Origin of the sequence: Lacimicrobium alkaliphilum, assembly GCF_001466725.1 — a bacterium.
Classification (GTDB): Bacteria; Pseudomonadota; Gammaproteobacteria; order Enterobacterales; family Alteromonadaceae; genus Lacimicrobium; species Lacimicrobium alkaliphilum_B.
In genome coordinates this window covers 1,275,074-1,292,994 of sequence record NZ_CP013650.1, presented here as the reverse complement: position 1 = coordinate 1,292,994, position 17,921 = coordinate 1,275,074, and the positions used below count along the sequence as shown (strand labels likewise).

16 protein-coding genes, 1 other RNA gene and 1 pseudogene are annotated in these 17,921 nt (G+C 49.3%); 4 read left to right on the top strand and 14 right to left on the bottom strand.

Features of this window, described 5'->3' with window-relative positions:
- Window positions 1-183 precede the first annotated feature (183 nt).
- Window positions 184-3,069 (bottom strand): TonB-dependent receptor plug domain-containing protein, encoded by a 2,886-nt coding sequence (locus AT746_RS05860; RefSeq protein WP_062477749.1) that lies wholly within the window; start codon window positions 3,067-3,069, stop codon window positions 184-186.
- Window positions 3,070-3,423: 354 nt separating this feature from the next.
- Window positions 3,424-4,518, bottom strand: coding sequence for a tryptophan 2,3-dioxygenase family protein (locus AT746_RS05855; RefSeq protein ID WP_062477745.1), 1,095 nt, complete (start codon window positions 4,516-4,518; stop codon window positions 3,424-3,426).
- Window positions 4,519-4,713: 195 nt separating this feature from the next.
- Here AT746_RS05855 and AT746_RS05850 point away from each other — a divergent pair, with 195 nt between their 5' ends.
- Window positions 4,714-4,980 (top strand): late competence development ComFB family protein, encoded by a 267-nt coding sequence (locus tag AT746_RS05850; protein WP_062477742.1) that lies wholly within the window; start codon window positions 4,714-4,716, stop codon window positions 4,978-4,980.
- A 38-nt stretch (window positions 4,981-5,018) separates the two neighbouring features.
- Here the strand turns inward: AT746_RS05850 and ffs are convergent.
- Both ffs and AT746_RS05840 read right to left on the bottom strand, forming a co-directional pair.
- Window positions 5,019-5,115: signal recognition particle sRNA small type (gene ffs / locus AT746_RS05845), an RNA gene on the bottom strand.
- Window positions 5,116-5,251: 136 nt separating this feature from the next.
- A complete protein-coding gene (locus tag AT746_RS05840) occupies window positions 5,252-6,307 on the bottom strand; it encodes a Leu/Phe/Val dehydrogenase (protein WP_062477740.1) in 1,056 nt (351 codons plus the stop codon).
- Between the two features lie 216 nt (window positions 6,308-6,523).
- On the opposite strand from AT746_RS05840, the gene AT746_RS05835 reads away from it, so the two are divergent.
- The 3 genes and pseudogenes from AT746_RS05835 to AT746_RS05820 all read left to right on the top strand — a co-directional run.
- The gene (locus tag AT746_RS05835; protein WP_062477735.1) at window positions 6,524-6,991 is read left to right on the top strand and encodes an Lrp/AsnC family transcriptional regulator; all 468 of its coding nucleotides are present in this window, start codon (window positions 6,524-6,526) and stop codon (window positions 6,989-6,991) included.
- A gap of 123 nt (window positions 6,992-7,114) precedes the next feature.
- Window positions 7,115-8,283, top strand: a protein-coding gene (locus tag AT746_RS05825) for an IS3 family transposase (protein WP_156413604.1) whose coding sequence is annotated in 2 segments (ribosomal slippage) — window positions 7,115-7,406 and window positions 7,406-8,283 — 1,170 coding nt in all. Because the reading frame shifts where the segments join, the coding sequence is not laid out codon by codon here.
- Between the two features lie 53 nt (window positions 8,284-8,336).
- Window positions 8,337-8,678, top strand: a pseudogene (locus AT746_RS05820) (four helix bundle protein); the annotation flags it as partial.
- A gap of 58 nt (window positions 8,679-8,736) precedes the next feature.
- Here AT746_RS05820 and maiA read toward each other — a convergent pair.
- The 10 genes from maiA to pspA form a co-directional block, all read right to left on the bottom strand.
- Window positions 8,737-9,390, bottom strand: a complete 654-nt coding sequence (gene maiA / locus AT746_RS05815; protein ID WP_062477728.1) for a maleylacetoacetate isomerase — start codon at window positions 9,388-9,390, stop codon at window positions 8,737-8,739.
- Complete coding sequence (locus AT746_RS05810) at window positions 9,387-10,403, bottom strand: fumarylacetoacetate hydrolase family protein (RefSeq protein WP_062477725.1); 1,017 nt, start codon at window positions 10,401-10,403, stop codon at window positions 9,387-9,389. Before AT746_RS05810 ends, maiA begins: the two co-directional genes overlap by 4 nt.
- A 358-nt stretch (window positions 10,404-10,761) precedes the next feature.
- The gene (tyrR, locus tag AT746_RS05805; RefSeq protein WP_062477722.1) at window positions 10,762-12,318 is read right to left on the bottom strand and encodes a transcriptional regulator TyrR; all 1,557 of its coding nucleotides are present in this window, start codon (window positions 12,316-12,318) and stop codon (window positions 10,762-10,764) included.
- A 360-nt stretch (window positions 12,319-12,678) separates the two neighbouring features.
- Complete coding sequence (locus AT746_RS05800; protein ID WP_062477719.1) at window positions 12,679-13,020, bottom strand: 4a-hydroxytetrahydrobiopterin dehydratase; 342 nt, start codon at window positions 13,018-13,020, stop codon at window positions 12,679-12,681.
- An 18-nt stretch (window positions 13,021-13,038) separates the two neighbouring features.
- Entirely contained in the window at window positions 13,039-13,839 is an 801-nt protein-coding gene (gene phhA / locus AT746_RS05795) for a phenylalanine 4-monooxygenase (RefSeq protein ID WP_062477715.1), read from the bottom strand.
- 149 nt (window positions 13,840-13,988) lie between these two features.
- Complete coding sequence (locus AT746_RS05790) at window positions 13,989-15,026, bottom strand: YcjF family protein (RefSeq protein ID WP_062477712.1); 1,038 nt, start codon at window positions 15,024-15,026, stop codon at window positions 13,989-13,991.
- The gene (locus AT746_RS05785; RefSeq protein ID WP_062477709.1) at window positions 15,023-16,444 is read right to left on the bottom strand and encodes a YcjX family protein; all 1,422 of its coding nucleotides are present in this window, start codon (window positions 16,442-16,444) and stop codon (window positions 15,023-15,025) included. The genes AT746_RS05790 and AT746_RS05785 overlap by 4 nt, the downstream gene beginning before the upstream one ends.
- Before the next feature lie 81 nt (window positions 16,445-16,525).
- A complete protein-coding gene (pspC, locus tag AT746_RS05780) occupies window positions 16,526-16,957 on the bottom strand; it encodes an envelope stress response membrane protein PspC (RefSeq protein ID WP_062477706.1) in 432 nt (143 codons plus the stop codon).
- On the bottom strand, window positions 16,954-17,190 hold the full coding sequence (pspB, locus tag AT746_RS05775) for an envelope stress response membrane protein PspB (protein ID WP_062477703.1): 237 nt from the start codon (window positions 17,188-17,190) through the stop codon (window positions 16,954-16,956). Before pspB ends, pspC begins: the two co-directional genes overlap by 4 nt.
- An 18-nt stretch (window positions 17,191-17,208) precedes the next feature.
- Complete coding sequence (gene pspA, locus AT746_RS05770) at window positions 17,209-17,892, bottom strand: phage shock protein PspA (protein WP_062477700.1); 684 nt, start codon at window positions 17,890-17,892, stop codon at window positions 17,209-17,211.
- Window positions 17,893-17,921: the final 29 nt, after the last annotated feature.

Here is a 17,921-nt window from a genome sequence, read left to right as displayed (position 1 = left end):
ACCTCAGTGTTTCCTGAACAATATCATAATACCAAGTGCTGCAATTTTATATGCACACTAAAACTTCAGGAGAGTTTTAGGACAGCTTTAGCTGGCCCGCGAAGCGCGGTGAGTCTCAGGGACTAGACGAGCAAAAAAAAGCGGCCTCCTAAGAGGCCGCTTATATTTGGCTGGTATTAACGCTTAGTAAGTCAGACTTACACCAGCGAATACATAGCGTCCCAGAGCATCATAGAAGCCAGGGAAGGTGTTACCGTTACCGGAACCCGTTGGTGAGTTAGGGATAAGAGGTGGCTCTTTATCCAGCAGGTTGTTTACACCAAGGCGGAAAGATACGTTTTCAGTGGCCTGCCAGGTACCGGCCAGATCCAGGTAGCTTTCTGAGCCAAGGTTATCAGGACCAACTGCTTCACCAGGCCCCTGATACTCATCAGCAGAGCCCAGGTAACGCCAGGTGGCTGTCAGAGTCGCATCCCAGGGCGTGTTCCAAGATGCACGCAGGTTGTGGCGCCATTCAGGTGTAGGCTGACCACAGACTGAACGATCCCACTGACCTACGCAATCATCAATAGGTGCACCAGGCAGAGGCTGATTTTCAAGGTTATCTAACCAGGTACCAACCATAGCCAGTTTAATGCCGCCCATATCGCCGATATCGAAGTCATAAGTGGCTTCGATATCCACACCAGAGGTGGCCAGGAAGCCGATATTGATATCAGTGGCTACAACATTGGCACTGCCTACCCACAGGTTACCGTTAGGACCACGATTGATCAGGTCACAGTAACGGGAATCACCTGTGGTACCACAGAGATTCAGAATGGTTGCCGGCGGAATATTGCTGATGGCTTCTTCCACTTCGATATCGAAGTAGTCGACATTCATGTTAAAGCCGGGCAATGCGCTGGGCGAGAGTGCGAAGCCGAAAGAGAAAGTATCAGATACTTCCGGATCCAGGCCAGGGTTACCACCGCCAATAAAGTTATACTGACCAGCCGGGCTCTCCAGCGCAGGAGTCTGATACTGATCTGCAGTCAGACCTGTGCGCAGGCACTGCTCAAGGCTCAGGCTGCCACCAATACCACAAGGGTCAATGCTCATATTAAACAGACCAATACCCTGGGCACGGAACAGGTCACGGATATTACCGGCACGTACCGCACGCTGGAAGCTGGCGCGGAAACGAATATCTTCGTTAATGCCCCAATCCAGTGCGTATTTGTAAGTATTGGTGGTTTTGTCAGTGGAGTAATCAGAGTGACGGAACGCCAGTTCCAGAGTCAGCTCTTCGGCGAAAGGCTTGGCTTCGAGTAATGGAATATCCAGCTCACCGAAGACTTCAGTTACGCTGAAGCTACCTTCAACACCCAGAGTCGGGCCACCCTGACCGGCACCATCACCTGAGGTGAAGCCTGTATCAGGTTCAAACTTAAGTGCTTCACGGCGGTATTCCGCACCCAGTACCACGCCTACACCGGTAGAAGTACCTGGTACCATCACGCCAGCTTCGGTCAGATCGCCAGTCACATAACCACTGACCTGAGTGGTGTAGGTATCACCACGGGCGAACAGCGGCTTGATCAGATAATCCAGCGCTTCCTGGGTTACCCCGCCAGCTTCAAATACGTTCCAGGGCACACAAGCCGTGTCATAGCCTTCGACCACTGAACGACAAACCGGGTTGCCATCTTCATCTGCCAGTACATCCAGAGCTCGGGCAATGTTAGTGCTGGACAGTTCATTACGGTATGTTTCCACCATCGCTACTGAGCCATGGTTAGCGAACACATCGTAAGACCAGTTATCATCGATAATACCACGTACACCGAGCACACCGCGCATTGAGGTATGACGCAGGTCATCCTGACGAGGACCACCTTCTACGTTACGACGACCAATATAAGTGCCTTCACTGTATTCATCGGTAGACAGACCACGTTGAGTACACAGCAGGTCAACCTGCTGAGCAGACAGGAAGGGGTTACCACAGAAGATTCTGTCAGTAACAAAGAAGGCACCGGAAGGCGCGATCTGAGAAACACTGCGGTCATCCATGTAGCTCAGTTCTGCATAAACTTCGGCATGCTCATTGATTTCATACTTACCAATGGCACCCATAGTCTTACGCTCATCCGGGCGCTGGTAGTAGTTCAGAGGACCATAGTTATACAGATCCTGGAACGGTACAAACTGATCGCCTTCTACCTGATAATCAAAGGTAGCGAAGTCAGTGATACGGCCCCATGGTACAGTACTTGAACCACCACAGCTGAAATCGGCAGAGGTTCCGCCCAGCGCACAGGCACTGAAATCACGCTCTGACTGAGTCAGGGCTTTGATATCACGGAAAGTACCGTACATGGTCACATTACCACGACCATCGGCGGTATTGGCACCAACCATAAAGGAGAAGTCATTAGAGTGACCGTCACGGACATGACTGGTTGGCAGATCGAAACCATAGCTGTTCACCAGGTCCTGAATCTCACCATTGTCATTCTTGTGCTGATAGAAGCTGTGCTGGTAATCGAAGTTAAAGCCTTCGAAATCATCTTTAAGGATGAAGTTAACCACACCGGCTACCGCATCAGAACCGTAAGTAGCAGATGCACCACCGGTCAGTACTTCGATACGCTCAATCAAAGAAGCGGGGATCTGGTTTACATCCGGTGCAATACCACCGGCACCCGGTGAACCTGAAGGCAGACGACGGCCGTTAACCAGCACCAGAGTACGGGTAGAGCCGAGGTTACGCAGGTTCAGCGTTGCTGTACCTGTTGAACCATTGGCTACGTTACCGGTCTGAGCTGCGAACAACGCAGGCATATCGTTGAGGATATCTTCCACACGGGTCATACCTGTGATGGCGATATCGGCAGCAGTGATTTCTGTGATGGGGCTGGCGCTAACCATGTTGACACGTTGGATACGTGAGCCCGTAATTGAAATTTTCTCTACTGATTCCGCGCCTTCTTGCTGAGCCATCGCTACAGGTGTGAAAGCTGCAGTAGCAGCACCCAGAGTCAGTGCTGTACGCACCGCTCCAGCTAATCTGGATCTTGTATACATGTTTTGTCTCCCTGGACCACTAAAATGTGAGTGACACATTTTTTTAGTGATTATTGTTTACCGCTTATGCGGCTTCTTATTTAAAGAGGTAGTGAACCTCTACGCTGATAATATACACAGGCCTGACGCAGGGTCAATACAGATCAGAAACTCTGTAGGGAACATTTTGCAGATTAGATTGTCCTGCTGCGCGGTAATGTAAAGTTATTGTTACTACACAGCACGCTGAACCCCTTGATTTTACTGGTGAGGATTAATCTCCTGCTGGCCTTTTTGCAATTACTTCACATACAAAAATGTATTCCATACCACTGCATCATGCGGTGCATAATTGCGGTTACTGGAAACTCACTGTTAATTCTGACTCAGGGCAAACCCAAGATGCTGTCTAACAGAAACTGGCAGATCCGGTAAGGCCTCTTTCGGTAACAGAAAGGTGGCCATATTGAAAAAATCCTGGAATATACGATTGGTTTCTGTGGTGCGCTTAAGGTATTCGTGACCGGAAGATCCCCCGGTACCTATTTTGCCACCCAGCATACGCTGCACCATCATGGCATGACGATAGCGCCAGATGGTCAGCTTCTCGTCTATCTCGGTCAGGCAGGTGATAAACTGATACGGCAGGTTAAACAGAGGTTCTTCACTGTATTGATTAATAAACAACGCTGCCATCAGGGCTTTTTGTGACAACCTGAATTGATCATCGGCCTGCCATTTAGAGTATTTTTCCTCATTCCATAAGGTTGAAAAGGTTTCTCTGGTGCTTTCCAGCTCTTTTATTTCCTGACGCCGCTCTTTGTCAGACAAGGTCGGGTTACTGCGAATGATCTGCTCATCGCTGGCAAGCATTTTCTCAGTCGCATCGCGGTATAGTTGCCAGAACTTAAAATCACCAAACTCAAGCAAAGGTAACCGTTCTAACCAGCTCTGAGTCAGTTCGAACAGGCTGGGTTTTTGTTCCAGTTGTTCGAGAAAGTCACGGTCTGACTGATTCAGTCTGTTATAGAAAGATTGTTTGTCAAAATCTATCCGTGTTCCGCGTTTCAGTCCCAACGAAATTTCCAGCATCTTGAACTGAATGCTCTGAAAGCCTGATGCCGGCACCAGATAATCCCGAAAAGACAAAAACTGCTGGGGGCTCATGGTCTCCATGATGCCGATTTGATCATTCAACAATTCCTGAATGCTGATCACCCTCTTGAGTCTGTGCACCACAGTGGTCAGTTGTTGATCTTTGACTTGCTGCTCACAAAACACATCCATCACAGAAGACAACTCATGCAGTATCTGCTTAAACCAGAGTTCATAGGTCTGATGCACAATAATAAAAAGCGTCTCTTCATGAGCTGGCGGCCCATATTTGCTGCTCTGCAGGGTCTGTGCACCAAGCAGTTTGTCCAACTGCAAATATTCACCATAATATACGGGTTGCTGATTCTTCTTCATGTTCTTCCCCGGTTTATAAAAGCCGCTATTCTAACATTGCTTGGCTAAACAGTTGCCAGTATGCCTGTATTCTGACTATCTTAGGTTTGTAGACAATTTGTTACTGCATCGACAGAGGTAATCATCACCCTGTCATTAGCCGTTTCAGGCTGAACGCCTGAATGACAGCAAAAAAAACTAAATAAGGGGCGGAACATGAAGTTGGACGATGATATCCATAATTACTACGAACACCTGGTACTGGAAAGAATTGAACAAATGGGACTGGATAAAGCAGAAAACCAAGACTATCTCGCCGATCTTTGTTGCCTGACGCTAAATCAGGTACCGCCCAGATATATTCGCTATGAGGTGGACATGGCGTTTTATGTATCCCCTAACGAACGTCATCAGATGGAAATGAATGTGGCCACAGCCTTGACCAAAGCCAAAGAGTTTCTTGACAAAAAACGCCAGGAATAAGACCAATCCGATTAAATAATGAATAAGGAGGGTGGCGGTCCCGCCAGCCACATCCCGGCACATGAGTTCTTTACTGCGGCTGCTCCCTTCCAGGCCTGACCGGGTTCATAAAGTATCATTGCGGGAGGACCAACGGGACCACCATTGAAAGCCTGAGGTACCCTCAGGCGGCGCGCATTATCTCTGAAGCCTGAGCAGGTTTCAAGCCGGATTAACAGGTTGTGCGACTTGTCACTCTGAACACAGTACAACCGCTAAATGGAGTTCCTGCTCAGGCCCCGGCTAAAAAACGCTGCTCGGCTATTCTGTTCGCTTCGATATTAGTCGGCAGGCCCTGTTGAGCTGCTTTCTGGTAAATCTCTGTCAGCGTATCGCCTATGCCTTCAATATGCTTGCGCAAGGCCTCGGCGGAGCTGCCCTGCTTCTGATGATATATATCGATCACCCCCCCGGCATTGATCACATAATCAGGGGCATACAGGATCCCTTTATCCATCAGCATTTGTCCGTGGCGTTCTTCGGCGAGCTGATTATTGGCAGCTCCGGCAATCACTCTTGCCTTTATCTGATCGATCGTCTGATCATTTATCGCAGCACCGAGGGCACAGGGGGCAAACACATCCACATCCAGCCCAAAGATCTCATCTGGTGTTACCACGGTAGCCCCAAACTGTTCCACGGCCTTATCCAGATTATCCGGGTAGATATCCGTCACAAAAAGCTTTGCGCCTTCTTTGTGCAGATGCTCAGCCAGACGGAAACCCACATGTCCGAGCCCCTGAATCGCTACTGATACGCCATTGAGATCGGATTTAAGGCCATAAGCAACCGAGGCTTTCAAGCCCATGAACACACCATAAGCAGTAGAAGGTGCAGGGTTGCCATCAGCCGGACCACCATCGTAGCGATACTTCGCCTGGGTACCGGCAATATAATCACTGCGCTGTGCCATGGTCTGCAAATCACTCACCGAAATTCCTGAGTCTTCGGCACTGATATATTTGCCGCCCAGACTTTGCACAAAATCGCCCATGGCTAACATCATGTCGGCCGATTTATGCTTACGGGGATCACCGATAATCACCGATTTGCCACCACCTAACTTCAGATTAGCCATAGCGGATTTGTATGACATGCCCTTAGAAAGTCTCAACACATCTGTCAACGCTTCTGCACTGCTGGCGTAAGGCCACATACGACAGCCACCAAGCGACGGACCCAGATTAGTATTGTGAACGGCGATAATAGCTTTCAGACCACTTTTGACATCATGATAGAAAGCCACATGCTCGTGCTTGTCATAGGCTGCGTGATCAAAAACAGACATAAATATTCACCTGATAAGTTGTGGTAGCTCGGATTTGCGCACATAGTAGCGCATGGCCCAGAGGATATGTCTTGCTATGTTCAGACGAAGGGATCGGTTGACGCAAAGAGCGTAATTGAATCTGAACAAAACTAGGATGCATATCCTATTAAATTCCCTTGAAAAACAATCTTTTTTTCCGCATCCTTGGACAACTTCATTATCTCATAGCCTTATATGAAACTAGATAAATTTGATCGGGAAATACTGCGTGTTTTACAAAAAGACGCCACTGTCTCAATGGCGGAGCTGAGCCAACGGGTTGGCCTGTCTCATACCCCATGCTGGCGCAGGGTAAAGAAGCTGGAAAGTGATGGCATTATTCGTCGCAAGGTCACCCTGCTGGACAATAAAAGGCTCAACCTGGGTGTCAACGTATTTATCTACGTGACCCTGAAAAACCATGATGAGGAATCCCTTAACAGTTTTGAGGCCTCGGTTCAGGATATTCCCGAAGTCGTAGAATGTCACACCACCAGTGGTGAAAAAGATTATCTGCTCAAGGTGGTGGTAGAGAGTATCGAAGAATATGAGCTGTTACTGAAAAGCAAACTGACTCACCTGCCCAGCGTAGACCACCTGAGTTCAACCTTTGCTCTTAAGCAAGTGAAAAACACTACTGAACTGCCGATAAAGCAGTGCTGAGGGATGAATGATTAGTGATGAGGGCTGAGTGATTAGTGATTAGTGATTAGTGATTAGTGATGAATTATGAATGTGATCCGCCCCTAAGAAAGTAGACACCTTAATCAAAGAGGTAAGGTGTTTATGAAAGTCTTGACTAAACGGCATTACTCAGTGGACTTCAAATTATCTGTAGTACAGAAGTCCATTAGCTCACCAGATACGGTAAAATCCTTGGCGAAACAGTTGGGAATTCATCCCAGTATGCTATCCAGATGGAGAACCGAGTTGACCCGTCCACATGCGTCTACTGAGACAAGCGTTAAGAACGAAGGGCCGGAAAAAAGCTACCAGTCACTTGAGAAAGAGAACCGGCGCCTGAAAAAGGAATTAGAGCGCGCCAAGCTGGAGGCCGAAATCTTAAAAAAGGCGCAATCGTACTTCGCCACAAAGCTCAAATAAGATATGAGTTCATTGAGTGTTACCGCAGCCGACGTTGGCCGGTCACGCTCATGTGCGAAGTACTGCAGGTCTCTACAGCCGGTTTCTATAAATGGTGCAGAAGAGTCCCCGGTAAGCGAGAAGAAGCCAACCAGACGTTACTGGCGTTTCTGTTACTGACAGCCGAACAGGAAGAGGGCATACCGGGCTACCGCAAGCTCTGGAAGGCAGCGGTTGACGAGGGTTTTATCTGTAGTCAGAATCGCGTACAGCGGTTGCTACAAGCGTCAGGCTATCGTTCCCGTGCGAGCATGAAGCCAGGCTATCAGAAACCCCAGCCCGGTATGCCCGTGTTACCCAACCTGCTTAATCGGGAGTTTAAGGTAGGGAAACCGAATCATGTCTGGACCTCAGACATTACACAAATTCGCTGTGCAGAGGGCTGGCTCTATATTGCCGTGGTATTGGATTTATACTCGCGAAATGTTGTGGGATGGGCGGCCAGTTGTCTGAACAGTGCAGAGCTGGTTAAAAACGCTCTGCAAGGAGCCTGGAAAAAACGCCAGCCAACGGGAAGCTCACTGCTGTTTCATTCTGACCAGGGCTGTCAGTATCGCAGTGAAAAGGTCATCGCCTGGCTTCATAAGCGGCAGGTGACGATTAGCATGTCTCGTAAAGGCAATTGCTGGGATAATGCCTGTACAGAGAGCTTCTTCGCTCAGATGAAAAAGGAGTGGCTGAGCCCTCTGACGATCCAAAGCCGTGAGGAAACGCATTTACAGGCCAAGTGGTATATTGAAGAGTATTACAATACAGTAAGGCGCCATGGGACACTCAACGGAGTCAGCCCCATGGCTTTTGAACAACAGTAAACTACAAACAGTGTCTACTTTTCTGGGGGCATACCAATGCTGAATTAGGGGTTAAGGAGAGATCGTTTCAGTTTTCAGTCAGGCTTGTTCGATTGTGCCAGTTTCTGGATAAACAGAATCGTGTATCGAGGACCCTGGCATCTCAGCTTCTGCGGTCAGGTACGTCTGTAGGTGCGAATATTGAAGAGGCTCAAGCGGGACATAGCAAAGCGGATTTTACCGCGAAAATGTCAATTGCAAGGAAAGAAGCCAGGGAGTCTCATTACTGGCTTCGGCTATTGCTTGCTACAGAGTTAGTACCTGAGTTTGAGATATCAGAACTTTTGAACGAAAGTGAAGAGTTAGTAAAAATTCTGACCAGTATTGTCAAAACCTCTCAAGCGGGTAAACACTGAATTACTCAGCATTCATAATTCAGCACTCATCACTTATAATTCAGTATTCATAACTGCTTTATCCCGCGTCCGGCTGATTTTCCGGTAGCGCCCGTTCAAAGGCCTCGAGTTTATTGCAGTTTGCAGCGATACGGGAAATAAGCGGAAAGTCCTCCATCTGAACCGCAAAACGCTGAGCGTTAAAGACCTGAGGCACAAGGCAAACATCTGCCAGTGACAGGTCAAAGCCAAAGCAATACTTGCCCGCTGTAGTTTGCAAACGCTCTTCGATGGCACTAAAGCCCTTACCGATCCAATGGCGACACCACTGAGCCTTTTCTTCATCATCAACGCCATACTGTTGCTGGATATATTGCAAAACGCGCAGATTTACCAGAGGCTGAATATCCGCAGCAATGTCATAGGCCAGAGCTCTTACCCTGGCACGCTGAAGTTTATGCTCCGGCAACAATGGCATGCCCGAATCATAGCGCTCGTCGAGGTACTCAATAATCGCCAGTGACTGGTTAAGAATAATATCTTCGTCTTCATCCACCAGCGTCGGTACCAGCTCTGCGGGATTCAGACGGGTATAGGGCGACAGATGTTGCTCGCCGCCCTCTTTCACCAGATGCACCGGAACGATTTCGTAATCCAGTTGTTTAAGGTTCAGTGCAATCCTGACCCTGTAGCTGGCCGACGAACGCCAGTAACCGTATAACTTCAGGCTCACGAGCGGTACTCTTTAACCTGCTGGTCGATGGCACCGAAAATACTCTCGCCTTCTTCATCCAGCATTTCAATACGTATACGATCACCAAACTTCATAAATTCGGTCACCGGCTTGCCATCCCGGATCGTTTCTATCATCCGCACTTCGGCGATACAGGAATAGCCGACTCCACCTTCTTCAATGGAGGTGCCATGATCCGTGCCCTGCTTATTGGATACGGTACCGGAGCCGATAATGCTGCCGGCGCTCAGGTTACGGGACTTGGCCGCGTGGGAAATCAGCTGACCGAAGTTAAACGTCATATCTTCACCGGCCTGAGGTTTACCAAAGGGCTTTTCGTTGTAAGTAGACAACAACGGCAAATGGACTTTAAAGTCCTGCCAGTAATCACCCAGCTCATCAGGCGTCACCGCCACCGGCGAGAAAGATGAAGAGGGTTTGGACTGGAAAAAACCAAAACCTTTGGCCAGCTCGCCGGGGATCAGCCCGCGCAGGGACACATCGTTGACCAGCATCAGCAGACGCACATGGTTCCCCGCTTCCTGTGGTGACACGCCCATGGGTACATCACCTGTCACCACTGCCACTTCACCTTCAAAGTCGATACCCCATTGGTCACTGGGCATCAGAATATCTTCCATGGGGCCAAGAAAATCATCAGACCCGCCCTGATACATCAGCGGATCAGTCCAGAAGCTCTCCGGCATTTCTGCACCGCGGGCTTTTCTCACCAGCTCAACATGGTTTACATAAGCACTGCCGTCCGCCCACTGATACGCACGGGGCAAAGGGGATTCACATTCATTGGGATCAAAGGCGATCACATCATCCAGCTGACCAATACTCAGAGAGTGGTAAGTCGCCTGTAAATGCATAGAAACCGTATCCCAGTTGTCCAGCGCAGACTGCATGGTCGGAGCGATATGTGTCACAGCGACAGCGGTTTTAAGATCCTTGCTGACCACAACCAACTGTCCGTCCCGTGTTCCGTTTCTTAATGTTGCTAATTTCATTGATTATTCAGACTTCTCTTTCCAACTATGGATGTATTCAGGGTTTTCCACTGCCGGTAGCGCCTCACCCACTTCCGGTGAAGGTATCCGGCATCAATGCCACCTCGTCGGTAAAGGTCCTGTTGTGCCTCTCCCCGGCCTCGAAAGCCCGTGGGCAGGCCCATGGGTAAACCCTGCGACTATTAACCTTATCACGACTTCAGGAATCTGTTTTATGATAAATGACTAGCTGCTCAAAGTCGTCATTACTGATGATAAATCAGTACCTGACAGAACCCTTACATTCTCCCATTTACCGGGTAAAAAGGGGAATAAGACAAGGGAGCGTTGCACTACAACCTTGTCAATATACATGTATTCATACCTTTACAGTTTTCTTATTAATGCCATATTCACGCAGTTTATTGGCAATGGCGGTATGGCTCAGACCGAGTTTTTTCGCCAGTTGACGAGTACTGGGATAGGAAGGGTACAAACGACGTAACAGATCTTTTTCAAAGCGTTTTACTTCCTGATCCAGGGTACCCTCAATCTGCTCACTGAAATAGCTGGGTGCCCCCATGCTACTGGGGAGCTGCACGTCATCGCGGCCCATTTCGTCTTTTTCCAACAGGCTCAGCGCTCTGTACAGAGCGTTCTCAAGTTGTCGCACATTGCCTGGCCAGGGATAGGACTGCAAATAGTCCACACAGGACTTGTTCAGGGTGGGCGGTCTGCGCCCGAGTTTACTGCTTTGCTGTTTCAGGAAAAACTCAGCCAGGGCAATAATATCTGACTTGCGCTCGCGCAAAGGCGGAATCGCCAGACTCAGTACATTCAGGCGATAATAGAGGTCTTCGCGGAACTTGCCTTCCTGTACCATCAGGCTGAGATCTTTTTGCGTGGTACTGATGATGCGCACATCCACTTTCACTTCACGGGCATCACCAACACGTCTGAACGAACCATCCTGCAATACCCGCAGCAGCTTGGCCTGCATCTGCAATGACATGTCTCCTACTTCATCCAGAAACAAGGTGCCGCTTTGTGCCTGCTCCAGCAAGCCAACTTGCCCCTGTTCATTGCCGTAGCTACCCGATGCACAGCCAAACAATTCCTGCTCGGCCACTTCATCGGGTATGGACGCGCAGTTAAGTACCAGAAAGGGACTGGTGCCACGGCGACTGGCCTGATGACAGGCTCGAGCGATGAGCTCTTTGCCCGCGCCGGTTTCGCCGAAAAGCAGTATAGGTGCATCCAGCTCAGCCATCTTTTTGGCCTCGCGAACCACTCTTTTCATCTGCGAGCTCTGGGCCTGAATCTGAGAAAAAGAATCGTCACTGATTTGATGAAATACCGTCAACTGCTGCCCCAGCCTGTACTCTGATTTGAGCAACAGAACGGCACCCGCCAGAATTTCTCCGCCTTCACCGTCAGACACCTTGACCGGCAAAATATCTGCGAGGAAATCCTGTTCGATAAACTTCACTTTATGGGTCTGGGCATAGACTTCTTTGCCATCCATCCAACGGGCAAAGTTGAAGCCTTTCACTAACTCTGTAATCTCCTGACCAATGATCTCCGTGTACTCGCTTTCCAGACTGGATAGCACAGCCTCATTGACTAACAATACCAGGCCTTTGGTATCGATGGAAAAAACCGGGTCCGGCAGAGTTTTTAGCAGCGCCTTGAGCTGGTTTTGCTCTCTCTCAATAGGCATAAAGGGCGTCGTTTTGACATCTTCTATACCTTCAATCCGACGAATCTTCGGCATCAAATGCTGAAACTCGGCAAAGTCTATATTTGGAAAATGCAGAAATATTTTGCCGGACTTATCGATCTCTATTCCGCGCAGATCAATTTCATACTCAACCAGGATATCCAACACATCCTGAGTGATACCTAATCTGTCCTGACAACTGATTTCCAAACGCATAAAGACACCTCTGCCACTAAGTTGTAAACATTTTATGCCATCTATGCAGGGGAAAACAGCAAAATATCAGCAGGGGTCGTTGCAAACACTAAAATTCCGGGAGAGTTTCAGGACAGCTTTAGCTTACCCCGCGAAGCGGGTGAGTCTCACAGGATGAGGCGAACACTAAAGCTCCGGGAGAGCTTCAGGACAGCTTTAGCTGGCGCGCGCAGCGGGTGAGCCTCAGGGATGAGGCGAACACTAAAGCTCCGGGAGAGCTTCAGGACAGCTTTAGCTGGCCCGCGCAGCGGGTGAGCCTCAGGGATGAGGCGAACAAAAAAGGAGCCCTAAGGCTCCTGTTGTGCATAAAAACAATGTTTATCAGTCGCTAAGCAGGGCGTCTGTCTTGGCTGCACAGATAAAATCATTCTTGTGCAGGCCATTGATGGCGTGGGTCCACCAGGTGACTGTCACCTTGCCCCACTCCAGTAGTATGGATGGGTGGTGAAATTCGGCTTCCGCCAATTCTCCAACCTTGTTGGAAAAGGCCATAGCCTGCTTGAAATTTTTGAACTTGAATTCACGCTCCAGCTGCATCACGCCGTCTCTGGCCATTGGTGTCCAGTCAGGGATCTGCCCCATCAGCTCTTTAAGCTCATCATCAGACACCTTAGGCGCGTCGGCGCGACAGGCTTCACATTTTTGTTGAGATAAATCTGTCATCATATTTCCCTTTTTAAGTTAACTTGCCATCTTTTCTTTAGGTGGGAACCTGGGTTTATGCAGGCCCAGCGCTTTGGCTTTTTCTACCAGCGCCATCATATCCATGTCCGCTATTTCAAATAAGGCATCGAGGTTATCCAGAACATAATAAACGGGCTGCATAATATCAATCCGGTAAGGGGTTCTCAGCGCCTCCACCGGATCCATTTCATACCGCTTGGGTTTGTCACTTTCCAGTGCATACAGGGTCTCACCCGGTGAAGACAGAATACCGCCGCCATAGATTCTCAGATCACCCTGCTGACGTAATAAACCGAATTCCACGGTGAACCAGTACAGACGGGCCAGATACACTCTGTCCTGTTTACTTGCTGCATATCCCAGCTTGCCGTATGTATGAGTGAAATGGGCAAAGGCCGGATTGGTCAGCAAAGGGCAATGACCGAAAATCTCATGAAAAATATCCGGCTCCTGCAGATAATCAAATTCTTCCCGGGTACGGATAAAGGTTGCAACCGGGAAACGCTTGTTTGCCAGCAGACGGAAAAATTCATCGAAATTGATCAGTGCCGGAACTTCAGCCACCTGCCAGCCGGTTTCACGTTCCAGCACCTTATTTACTTCTGCCAGTTGCGGGATCCTGTCGGCTGGCAGATCAAGTAACTCCAGCCCGTGCATAAACTGATCACAGGCGCGATCCTGAATAATCTCCAGTTGCCGGGCAACCAGATCACGCCAGACCGCATTCTCTTCATCACTCCAATGAATAATCCCCTTCTCGTCTGACTGACGTGATACGTACTGGGTAGTTTTACTCATAAATTCCTGTCACTTGTCGCTTGTAAGACCGCTTTAGTTGGACGTGAGTCTACTTAAATAGTGGCAAAGAAAAAGCAGTGTTGTCTTTTCAGAGCGCCGTAAAGGCGTAACATTAATTTTACAAGGCTTCTGTGACAGGTCTGATGCTGTTATTCAGAACCTGCTTTATGCTCGGCGTCGCTGTCTGGCTGCATTTTTTTCAGTCTGCTGAGCACCTGCGAGGCAATTTTGCTGGTACTGGGTGCAGGAAGTTGCATAAAGGGCATGGGACGACATAACCGCGCCGCCTGCACGCCCATTCTGGCAGTCAACACTCCGGCTCCCAGCCCCTGTGCCACCCGGCTCGACAGCTTCGCCGTCAGGCTGCCCCCCAATGCCCACACTGACGCATCAGCCGCTAACTCGCTGGCACCAGCATAGATTATGTTGTGACACATCTTGCGAATCAGCCTGATTCTGGCCCAATAGCCGGTCTGGACTCCATAACTGCGGCTAATCTGATTAATCATTTTCAGATTACGCCAAAGCACCAGTAACATATCCAGCAGGGCGAAGGGACTGACGGCTATCAATACCGCTGAGGCACTGGCTTCATGACTGATTTGGCTCATCACCTTTTTATCAATTCCACCAAGCACCTGTTGCTCAAATAAGGCAATGATTTCCTTATCTGAATAATGCGGTTGAAGATGACTCAGCCAGCTTGTCACCTCTGGCTGAGCGGAATCAGGCAATTGATTTGCTAACTCCAGACAATATTCCCGTGCCTCGCCGATCGCCGGACTCTGAGCCAGACGGCCGCATGTCTGCTGCCATTGAGAGCGTTGTTCCAGCCTGGCAAAGGCACGCCATTCACGCACCAGCGATACCCCCATAGCCACTCCGCCCAATGCCAGCAGGCTTAGCCAGGCTATCCCTAACCAGGCACCGGCCTGAAACGCCCCATACAGACTCACCGCCAACTGAACGATGGCCATCACTAATAGCAGCACCACAAACCAGAACAGCTTGCCGGGCGCCGATAGCTGATTATCGGTCTCCTCTGACGCTGCGGTCACGGATGCGTCAAATTCCGCATTTTCTATTTTTATCGCCGGGCGCAGGTTTTCGGGCTCAGCGTTTTCATGTTCAGCCACCGGGATATGCACCGTCGGTCTCAGTCCGGTGTTTTCAGTGTTATCTTTCATCCTAATTTGTCACCTAACAGGAACTCCAGTAACTGATCCATACGAATGTGGGGCAAGGCGGACATGGGGTTGCGTTTTGGCGGTGCAAAAGCCGGAAAATCAAATTTTTGCGCTTGCCAGAAATCCCCCTGAGGACAACAGGAGGGCACATCTCCGGGATAGAGCATAACCGGTTTACCCTTGAGATCTGTGCCTTTGAGTACACTGAGGGTTTTCCCCTGATAGTCCGTTTTACCCACTTGTGAGGCCCTGATCGCGGCAAAGGCAGTGGTCTGAATTTTACTACCCTGATAGGTAATATCCTGGCGGGCACTGTGTACCATAGACTCCAGCAGGCGAATCAGATTATCCTGCTGGTCCGGGGTAATATGGTCAGCCTTGCTGGCGGCAAATACCAGTTTGTCGATACGGGAAGCAAACAGTCGTCGCAGGATGGAGTTATTTCCATAATCAAAACTTTTTAACAGCCAGTTAATCGCCTGCTGTAGTTCCTTAAAACTTTGCTCACCGCGATTCAGCGCCGATAAACAATCGACCAGAATGATTTGCCGATCGAATTGTCTGAAATAATTGCGATAAAAAGGCTTCACGACTTTTTCTTTGTACTGCCTGAAGCGCTCTTTAACCAGAGCCAGGTTGGAGCCATCAGGAATGGCGGAGGCATTTCCCCCCCTGAACGCGTGCGGAACAGGTACAAACTGTAAAATAGGTGCCCCTTCGAGCTCACCAGGCAGTACAAAACGTCCGGGCTGGATCAATTCCAGTCCGGCATCCTTACATGCATGCAGATAATCGCTGTAGCTGTCGGCCAGGGCTTTAAGATGCATTTCATCCCCCTCTGCCAGCCAGTCAGTTTGCTGCAACTGAACCAGAAAATCCTTCGCCAGCTCATGACGTTCCGGTTGGTGTAGCTGGTGTTCACAGAATTCACTCCAGCGTTCAAAGTCCATTTCTAACAGCGGCAGATCCAGCAACCACTCACCGGGATAATCGATAATATCCAATACCAGAGTGGCGGTATCCGACAATATACGTCGCAGGCTTTGTGCATGCTGATAACGGATATTGATACGGATCTGACTGACCCCCCTTGTCGGCAATGGCCAGGCGGGTGGATCCGAATTCAGGGATAGCATTCCCTGTTCATATTCGAATCTGGCCAGCTGTAAATCGGGTTGCGAGGCCCGTTGAGCACCGATCAGCCGTGCTTGTCGGCTCGGAGTAAAAAACGGCAGCTCGGCCCCATGACCGGCCTCCAGTAACTGATTCACCAGCGAGGTGATAAATGCCGTTTTACCTGCACCACTTAAGCCTGTTACCGCCAGCCTGATGTGCTGATCTGTAACTCTGGAGGCCACCAGTTGTGCCTTACTGCGTATTTTCTTTAATGCCTGATGGTGTAAACCACTGGATGTCATAAGACCCTTAAACAAAACGAAGTAACAGGGCTTCTTGCCCTGTGTATAGCCAAACCACCTGAAGAAGTTAAAGCAGTTTGGCTACAACCGGCTTATTTCCCGGTTCAGTTGGTATTGTGCAGAGGTGACATAAGTTTCCATTCTGCGCAGCCTCGTTTCGAGCCGATCAAATTGCCCGACGATATCATGAAAGGCCTGCTTCGGAGGCTCACCGGATTGCCAGACCTTAGATTTTACTTCCACGGCATCTGCAGATTCACTATTCTGCCAGCCCTTTCCTGCTGAACTCTGCATATTGCCGAAGGAGGGATTCTGAACAGGTTTTTTATCCAGAATAAACCAGGCGGCAATATAAGCCATGATGAAAAAAGGACCGCCAGCCAGCAATACTGCCGAGATAAAAATGATCCTTACCAGCCAGGCTTCCCAGCCAAAATAAGCGGCAACCCCTGCACAAACCCCGGCTACCTTACCGTTTTTGCTGTCGCGATACAGTTGGCCTTTACCTTTCATGCTCTGTTCCTCCACTGCGGAGCCTCGGCATCCAGCAAGGCTTCAAGTGTCTGAATCCTTTCATTCATCACCTCAGCTTTCTTAGCCAGCTCTGTCAGGGCGGCAAACTCTTCCTCTGACAGTCCCTGTGCTACCTGCTTCTTGCTTCGGTAATGCATAATCAACCAGATAGGCGCCACAAAGATCATAAAAATGATAATGGGCGCGACAATGATACCAATTACACCTTCCACAACACTCTCCTTAAACCGTTACTTTTTGCTGTTGCCAGAGGGCTGCTTAGTCTTTACCTTCTTTTTCAGCGCTGCCAGCTCTTCATCGATCTTGTCGCTGGCTTCGAGCTCGGCAAATTCATCAGCCAGGGTATTCCTGCCCAAATCGTAAGCCTCTACCTGGCTTTCCAGATCATCTATTTTACGCTCATATCGCTCGAAGCGCCCCATTGCGTCATCAACTTTGCCGCTGTCGAGGTTGCGTTTAATTTCAAGTCTCGACTGCGCCGTCTGCTGACGCATAATAATGGTCTTCTGACGGGCTTTTGCATCGGCCAGTTTTTCCTGCAATTGTCCAATGTCACTTTGCAGCTTGCCTATTTGCTCTTCCACCAGAGCCAGCTCACGCTTGAGCACTTCAACATGCTCATCGGTCTTTTTGCGTTCCATTAAGGCCGCCCGGGCAAGATCTTCACGATCTTTACTCAGAGCCAGTTCCGCTTTACTCTCCCAGTCCCTGGCCTGTAATTCCAGCTTGGCAATCTGACTGACAATGTCTTTCTTGTTAGCCAGTGTCTTCGCTGAGGTTGAACGAACTTCCACCAGGGTATCTTCCATTTCCTGGATGATCAGACGGACCATTTTCTCTGGATCTTCAGCCTTGTCCAGCAACGCATTCAGATTAGAGTTCACAATGTCAGAGAATCGGGAAAAAATGCCCATAATACTTACCTCTTTATCATTTAACTTGG

Bases quoted from the DNA above. Each gene is read 5' to 3' on its own strand.
- phhA (WP_062477715.1), bottom strand. From the start codon at position 13,839: ATGAGTAAAACTACCCAGTACGTATCACGTCAGTCAGACGAGAAGGGG.
- AT746_RS05835 (WP_062477735.1), top strand. From the start codon at position 6,524: ATGAAACTAGATAAATTTGATCGGGAAATACTGCGTGTTTTACAAAAA.
- AT746_RS05840 (WP_062477740.1), bottom strand. From the start codon at position 6,307: ATGTCTGTTTTTGATCACGCAGCCTATGACAAGCACGAGCATGTGGCT.
- AT746_RS05810 (WP_062477725.1), bottom strand. From the start codon at position 10,403: ATGAAATTAGCAACATTAAGAAACGGAACACGGGACGGACAGTTGGTT.
- AT746_RS05855 (WP_062477745.1), bottom strand. From the start codon at position 4,518: ATGAAGAAGAATCAGCAACCCGTATATTATGGTGAATATTTGCAGTTG.
- tyrR (WP_062477722.1), bottom strand. From the start codon at position 12,318: ATGCGTTTGGAAATCAGTTGTCAGGACAGATTAGGTATCACTCAGGAT.
- AT746_RS05785 (WP_062477709.1), bottom strand. From the start codon at position 16,444: ATGACATCCAGTGGTTTACACCATCAGGCATTAAAGAAAATACGCAGT.
- AT746_RS05850 (WP_062477742.1), top strand. From the start codon at position 4,714: ATGAAGTTGGACGATGATATCCATAATTACTACGAACACCTGGTACTG.
- AT746_RS05800 (WP_062477719.1), bottom strand. From the start codon at position 13,020: ATGACAGATTTATCTCAACAAAAATGTGAAGCCTGTCGCGCCGACGCG.
- pspA (WP_062477700.1), bottom strand. From the start codon at position 17,892: ATGGGCATTTTTTCCCGATTCTCTGACATTGTGAACTCTAATCTGAAT.
- AT746_RS05790 (WP_062477712.1), bottom strand. From the start codon at position 15,026: ATGAAAGATAACACTGAAAACACCGGACTGAGACCGACGGTGCATATC.
- AT746_RS05860 (WP_062477749.1), bottom strand. From the start codon at position 3,069: ATGTATACAAGATCCAGATTAGCTGGAGCGGTGCGTACAGCACTGACT.
- pspC (WP_062477706.1), bottom strand. From the start codon at position 16,957: ATGAAAGGTAAAGGCCAACTGTATCGCGACAGCAAAAACGGTAAGGTA.